General features: G+C 72.0%; 7 protein-coding genes. 2 read left to right on the plus strand and 5 right to left on the minus strand.

Annotation, left to right across the window (positions count from 1 at the left end; genetic code table 11):
• Positions 1–26 precede the first annotated feature (26 nt).
• Complete coding sequence (locus ACGWYJ_RS37975) at positions 27–632, plus strand: AAA family ATPase (protein ID WP_395111466.1); 606 nt, start codon at positions 27–29, stop codon at positions 630–632.
• Here ACGWYJ_RS37975 and ACGWYJ_RS37980 read toward each other — a convergent pair.
• The 4 genes from ACGWYJ_RS37980 to ACGWYJ_RS37995 form a co-directional block, all read right to left on the minus strand.
• Entirely contained in the window at positions 586–1,740 is a 1,155-nt protein-coding gene (locus tag ACGWYJ_RS37980; RefSeq protein ID WP_395111459.1) for an acyl-CoA dehydrogenase family protein, read from the minus strand. The genes ACGWYJ_RS37975 and ACGWYJ_RS37980 overlap by 47 nt on opposite strands.
• Positions 1,737–3,761 (minus strand): acetyl/propionyl/methylcrotonyl-CoA carboxylase subunit alpha, encoded by a 2,025-nt coding sequence (locus ACGWYJ_RS37985; RefSeq protein ID WP_395111460.1) that lies wholly within the window; start codon positions 3,759–3,761, stop codon positions 1,737–1,739. The genes ACGWYJ_RS37980 and ACGWYJ_RS37985 overlap by 4 nt, the downstream gene beginning before the upstream one ends.
• 48 nt (positions 3,762–3,809) lie before the next feature.
• Positions 3,810–5,345, minus strand: a complete 1,536-nt coding sequence (locus ACGWYJ_RS37990) for an acyl-CoA carboxylase subunit beta (RefSeq protein ID WP_395111467.1) — start codon at positions 5,343–5,345, stop codon at positions 3,810–3,812.
• 82 nt (positions 5,346–5,427) lie between these two features.
• Positions 5,428–7,173 carry an acyclic terpene utilization AtuA family protein gene (locus ACGWYJ_RS37995; protein WP_395111462.1) on the minus strand — a complete coding sequence of 582 codons (1,746 nt, stop codon included), beginning with the start codon at positions 7,171–7,173 and terminating at the stop codon, positions 5,428–5,430.
• Positions 7,174–7,307: 134 nt separating this feature from the next.
• On the opposite strand from ACGWYJ_RS37995, the gene ACGWYJ_RS38000 reads away from it, so the two are divergent.
• Entirely contained in the window at positions 7,308–7,934 is a 627-nt protein-coding gene (locus ACGWYJ_RS38000; RefSeq protein WP_395111463.1) for a TetR/AcrR family transcriptional regulator, read from the plus strand.
• A 10-nt stretch (positions 7,935–7,944) separates the two neighbouring features.
• On the opposite strand, the gene ACGWYJ_RS38005 is transcribed toward ACGWYJ_RS38000, so the two are convergent.
• Complete coding sequence (locus ACGWYJ_RS38005) at positions 7,945–8,553, minus strand: VanZ family protein (RefSeq protein WP_395111464.1); 609 nt, start codon at positions 8,551–8,553, stop codon at positions 7,945–7,947.
• Positions 8,554–9,263 lie beyond the last annotated feature (710 nt).

Consider the following 9,263-nt stretch of genomic DNA (forward strand, 5'->3'; position numbering starts at 1 on the left):
GGGGACCACCCCAGGAGGGACAGAGCATGAGCGGCACGGTGTGGGTGGTGGCGGGGCCGCCGGGGTCCGGGAAGACGACCGTGGCCGGGCTGCTGCTGGAGCGGCTGCGCCCCGCGCCCGCGCTGCTGGACAAGGACACCATGTACGGCTCGTTCGTCGCCGCCGTTCTGGAGGCCCATGGCCGCGACCCGGGTGAGCGGGAGGGCCCGTGGTACGACGAGCACGTCAAGCGCCACGAGTACGCGGGCATGACCGCCACGGCGCGGGAGGTCCGCGCCAACGGGTGCCCGGTCCTGCTGACCGGCCCGTTCACCACGCAGATCCGTTCACCGCGGCGCTGGCGGGAATGGGTGGACGAGCTGGGCGGGCCGCGGGTGAGCCTCGTCTGGATCCGTAGCGACCCCGAGACGCTGCGGCACCGGCTGTCGGAGCGCGGCTCGCCACGCGACACCGGCAAGCTCGCCGCCTTCGGCGCCTTCGTCGAGCGGATGCGCCCGGAGGAGCCGCCGCCCGTCCCGCACATCCCGATCGACAACCGCCTCGCCGCGCCCGTTTCCCTGGACGAGCAGATCGCCGCGAACGTGCTCAGTACGACTTGGGAAGACCCAGGGAGTGCTGGGCCACGAAGTTGAGGATCATCTCGCGGCTGACCGGCGCGATGCGCAGCAGCCGCACCACCCCGGCGAGCATCCCGACCCCGTACTCGGTGGTGAGGCCGTTGCCGCCGTGGGTCTGGATGGCCTGGTCGACGCAGTGGACGGCGGCCTCGGCGGTGGCGTACTTGGCCATGTTCGCGGCCTCCCCGGCCCCCATGTCGTCGCCCTGGTCGTACAGCCAGGCGGCCTTCTGCGTCATCAGCCGGGCCAGCTCCAGCTCGATCTTGGCGGCGGCCAGGGGGTGCGCCAGGCCCTGGTGCGCGCCGATCGGCGTCCTGAACACCTGCCGGTCCCTGGCATAGGCGGTGGCCCGCTCCAGCGCCAGCCGCCCGATGCCCGCGCCCATCGCCGACGCCATGATCCGCTCGGGGTTGAGCCCGGCGAACAACTGGAGCATCCCGCCGTCCTCGTCCCCGACCAGCGCCTCGTACGGGAGCCGCACCTCGTCCAGGTGGCAGGTGAACTGCTTCTCCGGCGACAGGAACTCCATCGCGATCGGCGCGCGGGTGAAGCCGGGCGCGTCCACCGGGACGATGAACAGCGAGGGCCGCAGGTTGCCCTCCCGGTCGTGCGTGCGGGCGACGACCATGACGGCGTCCGCCTCGTCCACTCCCGAGATGAACGTCTTCTGGCCGGTCAGCACCCAGCCGTCGCCGTCCCGGCGGGCGGTGGTGGTGATGCGGTGCGTGTTGGACCCCGCGTCCGGCTCGGTGATCGCGAACGCCATGGTCACCGAGCCGTCGGCGAACCCCGGCAGCCACCGCGCGCGCTGGTCCTCGGTGCCGGACCTGGCGATGATCGTGGCGCAGATCGCCGGGGAGACCACCATGAGCAGCAGGGGGCATCCGGCCGCCGCCAGTTCCTCGGCCACCGCCGCGAGGTCGCCGATGCCGCCGCCTCCGCCGCCGTACTGCTCCGGGACGTTGACGCCCAGGTAGCCGAGCCGTCCCGCCTCCTCCCACAGCTCACGGGTCTTCTGCCCGGACCTGGCCTTCTCGACGTAGTAGGAGGAGCCGTACTTGGCTCCCAGGTCCGCGACGGCGGCGCGCAGGGCCCGCCGCTCGTCGCTCTCGACGAAGCTCATCGGGGATTCCCTTCGGGCGAGGGGTCCTGGGCAGGGGTGATCACGGCGAGCACCGCGCCCGCCTCGACCTGGCGGCCCTCCGCGGCGTTCAGCTCGGTGACCGTCCCGGCGGCGGGGGCGGTGATGCGGTGCTCCATCTTCATCGCCTCCAGGACGACCAGGGTCTGGCCTTCGGTGACCTCGGCGCCCGCCTCGGTCTCGACCCGGACCACCGTGCCGGGCATGGGCGCCAGCAGCGACCCGGGGGCGACCAGGTCGCTGGGGTCGGCGAAACGGGGACGTGCGCGCAACGCCACAGGCCCGAGCGCGGAGTCGACGTACACCTCGCCCGTGCCGAGGCTCTCACGGGATCGCTCGTCGCGGACGGCGCGTACCGCGAAGGCGTACCGGACGCCGGCCGCGTCGAGCGTGACGGCGTCGGCGCGGGCGCTGACGAGCGCGACGTCCTCGTGCCCTTCGGCGAGCAGGGCACCGTCCCGGGCGAGACGGTAGGCGACCTCGATCACCGTCCCGTCCGCCGTCTCGTACGCCTTGCGCTGCGGCTGGGACGGAAGGTTCCGCCAGCCCGGCGGGAGCCCGCCGAGGACGGGCGCGGCGGACCGGTTGGCCTCCGCGTCCGCCAGCGCGGCGGCGAGCGCCGACAGCCGCACCCCGTCCGCGTCGGCGAGGGGGGCCGCCAGGACGTCCGGCCCGATCTCGTCCAGATAGCCGGTCGTGGCGCCACCGCCCAGGAAGACCGGCTCGGAGAGGACGCGCACCAGCAGGTCCCGGTTGGTGGTGACACCGTGGAGGCGCGCACCGGCGAGCGCGGCCCGCAGGCGGCGCGCGGCGGCGGCGCGTGTGGGGCCCCAGGCGATCAGCTTGGCCAGCATCGGGTCGTAGTGGACGCCGACCTCCGCGCCGCCGCCGACCCCGGCGTCCAGTCGCAGCCCGTACCGGGACGGCGCCTCGAACTCGGCGTCCACGTCCGGGACCTCGAAGGTGTGCAGCGTGCCGGCGGCGGGGCGCCAGCCGGCGGCCGGGTCCTCGGCGTACAGGCGCGCCTCGATCGCGTGCCCGCGCGGGCGCGGCGGCTCGGCCGCCAGCCGCGCCCCCTCGGCGATCTCGATCTGCGACCGGACCAGGTCCAGCCCGTACACGCACTCGGTCACCGGGTGCTCCACCTGGAGGCGCGTGTTGACCTCCAGGAAGAAGAACCGCTTCCCGTCGCCGTCCAGCAGGAACTCGACCGTGCCCGCGCCGGTGTACCCGATGGCGCGCGCCGCGTCCGCCGCCGCACGGCACAGCTCGGCGCGCACCGTGTCACCCACCGCCGGGGACGGCGTCTCCTCGATGATCTTCTGGTGGCGGCGCTGGACGGAGCAGTCCCGCTCCCCCAGCGCCCACACCGTCCCGTGCGCGTCCGCCAGGATCTGCACCTCGACGTGCCGGGCGCGCTCTAGCAGCGGCTCGCAGAACACCGACGGGTCACCGAAGGCCGACCGCGCCTCACGGCGCGCGGAGGCGACGGCGCCGGGCAGCTCGGCGAGCGCCCGCACGATCCGCATGCCGCGCCCGCCGCCACCGGCGGACGCCTTCACCAGGATCGGCAGGTCCGCCTCGGTGACGGTGCCCGGGTCCAGCTCCGGCAGGACGGGGACGCCCGCCGCCGCCATCCGCCTCTTCGCCTCGATCTTGGATCCCATCGCCTCGATCACCTCCGGCGCGGGTCCCGCCCAGGTGAGCCCCGCGTCCCGGACGGCGCGGGCGAACCCGGCGTTCTCCGACAGGAATCCGTACCCGGGATGGACCGCGTCCGCGCCCGCGTCCCGCGCCGCCGCGACGATCAGGTCGCCGCGCAGGTAGGTGTCGGCGGGCGCCGCGCCCGGCAGCCGCACCGCCACGTCCGCCTCCCTCACATGCGGCGCGGCCGCGTCGGCGTCGGAGAACACGGCGACCGTGCCGATGCCCAGGTCCCGGCAGGTGCGCAGGATCCGGCGGGCGATCTCGCCCCGGTTGGCCACCAGCAGCCTGCTGATCATCGGCTCTTCGTTCACACAGGACTCACAGCGCTCAGAGGTCTCAAAGGATCACATCCGGAAGACGCCGAAGCCGCCTTCGGCGCCGCGGACCGGGGCGTTGTGGACCACCGACAGGCACAGGCCCAGCACGGTACGGGTGTCCCGGGGGTCGATCACGCCGTCGTCGTAGAGCCGACCGGACAGGAAGAACGGCAGCGACTCGGCCTCGATCTGGCTCTCCACCATCTCCCGCATGGCCCTGTCCTGCTCCTCGTCGTACACCTGCCCGCGCGCCTCGGCCGCCTGCCGCGCCACGATCGACAGCACTCCGGCCAGCTGCTGCGGCCCCATGACGGCCGACTTGGCGCTCGGCCAGGTGAACAGGAAGCGGGGGTCGTACGCGCGGCCGCACATGCCGTAGTTGCCCGCCCCGTACGAGGCGCCCATGATCAGCGACAGATGCGGCACCCGGCTGTTGGCCACCGCGTTGATCATCAGCGCGCCGTGCTTGATGATCCCGGCCTGCTCGTACTCCGTGCCGACCATGTAGCCGGTGGTGTTGTGCAGGAACAGCAGCGGCGTGTCGCTCCGGTTGGCGAGCTGGATGAACTGCGCCGCCTTCTGCGACTCCTCGCTGAACAGCACGCCCTGCGCGTTGGCGAGGATCCCGACCGGGTAGCCGTGCAGCCGCGCCCACCCGGTGACCAGGCTCGTCCCGTACAGGGGCTTGAACTCGTCGAACTCGGAGGCGTCCACGACGCGGGCGATGACCTCGCGCGGGTCGAACGGGGTCTTCAGGTCCTCGGGGACGATCCCGGCCAGCTCCTCCGGGTCGTACAGCGGTTCCCTGGACGGCGCGGGCGCCGGACCGGCCTTGCGATGGTTGAGCCGCTTGACGATCTGGCGTCCCAGGCGCAGCGCGTCGGCCTCGTCCACGGCCATGTAGTCGGCCAGGCCGGAGACGCGGGCGTGCATCTCGGCGCCCCCCAGCTCCTCGTCGTCGGCCTCCTCCCCGGTGGCCATCTTCACCAGCGGCGGCCCGCCGAGGAACACCTTGGCGCGTTCCTTGACCATGACGACGTGGTCGCACATGCCCGGGACGTACGCGCCGCCCGCCGTGGAGTTGCCGAACACCAGCGCGATCGTCGGGATGCCCGCGGCCGACAGCCGGGTCAGATCCCGGAACATCCGCCCGCCCGGAATGAAGATCTCCTTCTGGGTGGGCAGGTCCGCGCCGCCCGACTCCACCAGGTTGATCAGCGGAAGCCGGTTCTCCAGCGCGATGTCGGACGCCCGGAAGCTCTTCTTCACCGTCCAGGGATTGCTCGACCCGCCCCGTACCGTCGGGTCGTTGGCGACGATCACGCATTCGACGCCCTCGACCACCCCGATCCCGGTGACCACGCTCGCGCCGACCTGGAAGTCGGTGCCCCAGGCCGCCAGCGGGCTCAGCTCCAGGAACGGCGAGTCGGGGTCGAGCAGCAGCTCGATCCGTTCACGGGCCAGGAGCTTGCCGCGCCGGCGATGCCGCTCGACGTACTTCTCCCCCCCGCCGAGCAGCACCTTCTCATGTTCGGCCGCGAGGTCGGCCAGCTTGGCGAGCATGGCCTCGCGCCGTTCCCGGTATTCGGGCCCGCGCACGTCCAACGCGCTTCTCAGCGCCACGGCACCCCCTCCGCCAGCACGGTCACAGAATCGCCTCCGGCACATCGACCAGACGAGACCTCAGCCACTCGCCGAGGGCCTTGCCCTGGGGATCGAACCGGGTCGACGCAGAGACGCCCTCCTGCAACAGCCCCTCGACGACGAAGTTCATGGCGCGGAGGTTGGGCAGGAGGTGCCGCGTGACGGCCAGGTCCCGCGTTTCGGGGAGCAGCGCGCCGAACCGCTCGACGGTGAGGTAGCCCTCCAGCCAGGACCACTGCTCATCTGTACGGGCCCAGACACCGATGTTGGCGTCCCCACCCTTGTCGCCGCTGCGAGCCCCGGCGACCCGTCCCAAGGGCACCCGCACGACACGCCCGCCGACGGGCGACGGCCTTTCCACCGGCTCCGCCGAGGCCCTGGACACGGACGCCGGAGACGAGGAGGTCACGGGCGCCGGGGCGATGCGGCGCCGCGTGCCATCCGGCAGGACGGCGACCTGCTCCACCTCCCCGTTGGAGACGAACTCCGGCGTGTACACCCCGTACTGGCCGCCCTTCCCGGGCGGCGACGTCATCGCGAAACCCGGGTAGCCCGCCAGCGCGAGTTCCACCGCCGCCCCGCTGAACGCCCGTCCCACCTTGCTCGCGTCCGGGTCGAGGACGGCGCACCGCAGCAACGCGGTGGCCTCCCCCTGCGTCGCCGGATCGGGGCTTGGCGCACCGATCAGCGTCCACTCCATCCTGGCGGGACGATCGGCTCCGAGGGCGGATTCGAGCTGGGCACGCGCGAACTCCGCCTTCGCCTCGATGTCCAGCCCCGTCAGGACGAACGTCATCTCGTTGCGGTGACCCCCGAGGTGATTGAGGCACACCTTGGTCGTCTCCGGAGGCGGCGACCCCCGCGTCCCGCTGATCGCGACACGGTCGGGACCGTCCTCGCGCAGCTCGATCGTGTCGAAGGACGTCGTGACGTCCGGGCCGGCATAGGCGGGCCCCCCGATCTCGTACAGGAGCTGGGCCGTCACGGTCTCGACGGTCACCGCCCCGCCGGTGCCCTCATGCTTGGTGATGACGCTGGAGCCGTCGGCGTGGATCTCCGCGATCGGGAACCCCATCGGCGAGCCATCGCCACGGCCCTTTACGTTGTGGATTTCCTGGAAGAAGGCGTAGTTGCCGCCGGTCGCCTGCGCCCCGCACTCCAGGACGTGACCGGCCACCGTCGCCCCCGCGAGGGCGTCCCAGTCATCCCGTTGCCAGCCGAAATGCGCCGCCGCGGGACCCACGACGAGCGAGGCGTCCGTCACCCGCCCCGTCACCACGACATCGGCGCCCGCCCGCAGGCACTCGGCGATCCCCCAAGCCCCGAGATAGGCGTTGGCGGTCAGCGGACGCCCGTACCGCGGGTGGGTCAACCCCAGTTCCTCGGCCCGGTCCAGCAGGTCATCGCCCTCGACATGCGCGACCCGGACCTCGACGCCGAGCCGCGCGGCCAGCTCCCGCAGACGCTCGGCCAGGCCCCGCGGATTGAGCCCGCCCGCATTGGTGACGATCTTCGTGCCGCGTTCCGCCGCCGGCCCGAGGGCGTCCTCCATCTGCCGCAGGAACGTGGTCGCGTACCCGGCCTCGGGGTCCTTCAGCCTGCTCCGGCCGAGGATCAGCATGGTCAGCTCGGCCAGGTAGTCGCCCGTCAGGACGTCCAGCGGCCCGCCCTCCAGCATCTCCCGGACGGCCGTGAAGCGATCGCCGTAGAAGCCCGAGGCGTTGCCGACCCGCAACGCTCGCGTCATGTGCTGAACCCTGCCAGCCTCCCAGAAAGAAATCAATCATGCTTGATTGTTTTCTGGTCCGGCCCTTTGGTTGACTGGACGAGCACGCCGCACCGTCCGCACACGACCGGGACCGAGAAAGCCGTGATCAGGCCATGACCGCGCAGACGCTCCCACGCGAGCCGCAGCAGGACCGCAGCCGCGCGACGCGGGCCCGGCTCCTCGAAGCCGCCATCGACTGCCTCGCGTCCGCCGGCTGGGCGGGGACGACCGTCGCCGTGGTCGCCGAACGCGCGGGCGTGTCACGTGGAGCCGCCCAGCACCACTTCCGGACCCGCGAGGAACTGGTCACCGCCGCGGTCGCCTACGGCACCGAGGTGCGCACGGCCCAGATGCGCCGCCGCCTCAACGCCTTCGCCGGCCGGCGCCCGTCCACCCTCGAAGTGCTGACGCTGCTCGGGGAGATCTACACCAGTCCCCTGTTCCGGGCGGCCCTCCAGCTCTGGGTCGCCGCGGCATCGGACGAGCAGCTCCGCGCCCAGGTCGTCCCCCTGGAGGCCAAGGTCGGCCGCGAAGCGCACCGGCTGACGGTCGAGGCCCTAGGGGCGGACGAAAACGTCCCGGGCGTACGCGAAACCGTTCAAGCAACGCTCGACCTCATGCGGGGTCTCGGCCTGGCGGACGTGCTCACCGACGACTCCGCCCGCCGCGCCCGCCTCCTCGCCCAATGGGCCACCATACTGAACGCCACGCTGGGACGAACCCAACCGCACCCAACCTGAACCTGTGCGGCTATCTGACGGCAGTCGCCGCAGGCTCCTCCGCTCCGGCCCGGTCTGCGGACAACGCTTCAGCCGTGCCGCGCCACCAACGGCGGGACACCAGCGCGGCCAGCCCGGCACCGGCGGCGTTCAGCAGAACATCGTCCAGAGAAGTCACCCGGTCCAGCCGCAGCACGTACTGCGCGGACTCGACCAGCATCGAACAGCCCGCCGCGAGCGCCAGAATCCGCGGCACCGACGCCATCGCCGCGAACCGCAAAGGGACGAACAGCCCCAGCGCCGCGAACACCAGCAGGTTCCCCCCGATCTGCCCCACCGCCGTCGTCGGCTCGTCCGCGAGGATCTCGAACAGGTCCCGCAGCGGCACCAGGTTCACCCGGGCGGGGACGGAGTCTCCCCGGCCCCCCGGCAGCATGATCACCCATACCCATGGCACCGTCCCGTAGACGATGCCGACCTCGGCCAGCGACATCCGGAACGCCAACGCCGGCGCGGTGCCCATGGCCCTCCGGCGGAGTGCCAGCGCCCACACCGCCAGCATGGCCAACGGCAGTACGGCCACCGTGATGACCACCACGCCGGTGAACGTGCCGAACAAGCCGTGCCACCCCTCGATCACGCCGCCTCCGCTTCCCCTCTATCGCAAGTCCCACTCGCACCCGGAACGATGTCTTCACCGATATGACGCCCGCCCGACCGCATTCGCTGTGATGACACACCGAGATCTCTGAACCGCCCCGTCGACGCTCGGCATGGACGAATGACGACGCACTCGCAGTGACGTCATACCGGTCATGCCCTCACGACCCCGCGGCTCCGAGCGACCCAGCACCACGCACGGCCTCGCCCGTCCTCCGCGATCAGCAAAGGCATGCCCGAAGCCTACGCACCACCACATATCGCCGACATATGCACGGCCTCACGGGCGCTCGATCACTGGTCCGCAGCCCCCACACCAAGGACCGGATCCACTTCGGAACCGCAAGACGCGGATTCACACCCGCCGCGACCACGCGCATCACGAAACCGGCGGCTTCCTCGGCCTGCCGAGCGGCACCGGGCCCGTCCAGCACCACGGTGCGCGCCCCAAGGTCACCGCGGCATCTTCGACCGGTCAACGACAACGGCCGCGACTCCGTCTTCGGCCAAGGCACGCGCCAAGGTGCCATTACCGCCGCCGATGTCGACGACAGTCCGGCATCCCTCGCCCGCAAATGCGCGCCATGAGAGGGCGGACGTCACTCCGAGAGAACCGCCCGGTCGCCTCCACCCATGAACAGGGGGGCGTCCGGTGCCGGTATTGATGGTGACCAGGGTGAGGGAGGCACC

Origin of the sequence: Actinomadura sp. SCN-SB (assembly GCF_043906805.1) — a bacterium.
Classification (GTDB): domain Bacteria; phylum Actinomycetota; class Actinomycetes; order Streptosporangiales; family Streptosporangiaceae; genus Spirillospora.

Coding starts and splice junctions, on each gene's coding strand:
- ACGWYJ_RS37975 (WP_395111466.1), top strand. CDS start 27: ATGAGCGGCACGGTGTGGGTGGTGGCGGGGCCGCCGGGGTCCGGGAAG.
- ACGWYJ_RS37980 (WP_395111459.1), bottom strand. CDS start 1,740: ATGAGCTTCGTCGAGAGCGACGAGCGGCGGGCCCTGCGCGCCGCCGTC.
- ACGWYJ_RS37985 (WP_395111460.1), bottom strand. CDS start 3,761: ATGATCAGCAGGCTGCTGGTGGCCAACCGGGGCGAGATCGCCCGCCGG.
- ACGWYJ_RS37990 (WP_395111467.1), bottom strand. CDS start 5,345: ATGCTCGCCAAGCTGGCCGACCTCGCGGCCGAACATGAGAAGGTGCTG.
- ACGWYJ_RS37995 (WP_395111462.1), bottom strand. CDS start 7,173: ATGACGCGAGCGTTGCGGGTCGGCAACGCCTCGGGCTTCTACGGCGAT.
- ACGWYJ_RS38000 (WP_395111463.1), top strand. CDS start 7,308: ATGACCGCGCAGACGCTCCCACGCGAGCCGCAGCAGGACCGCAGCCGC.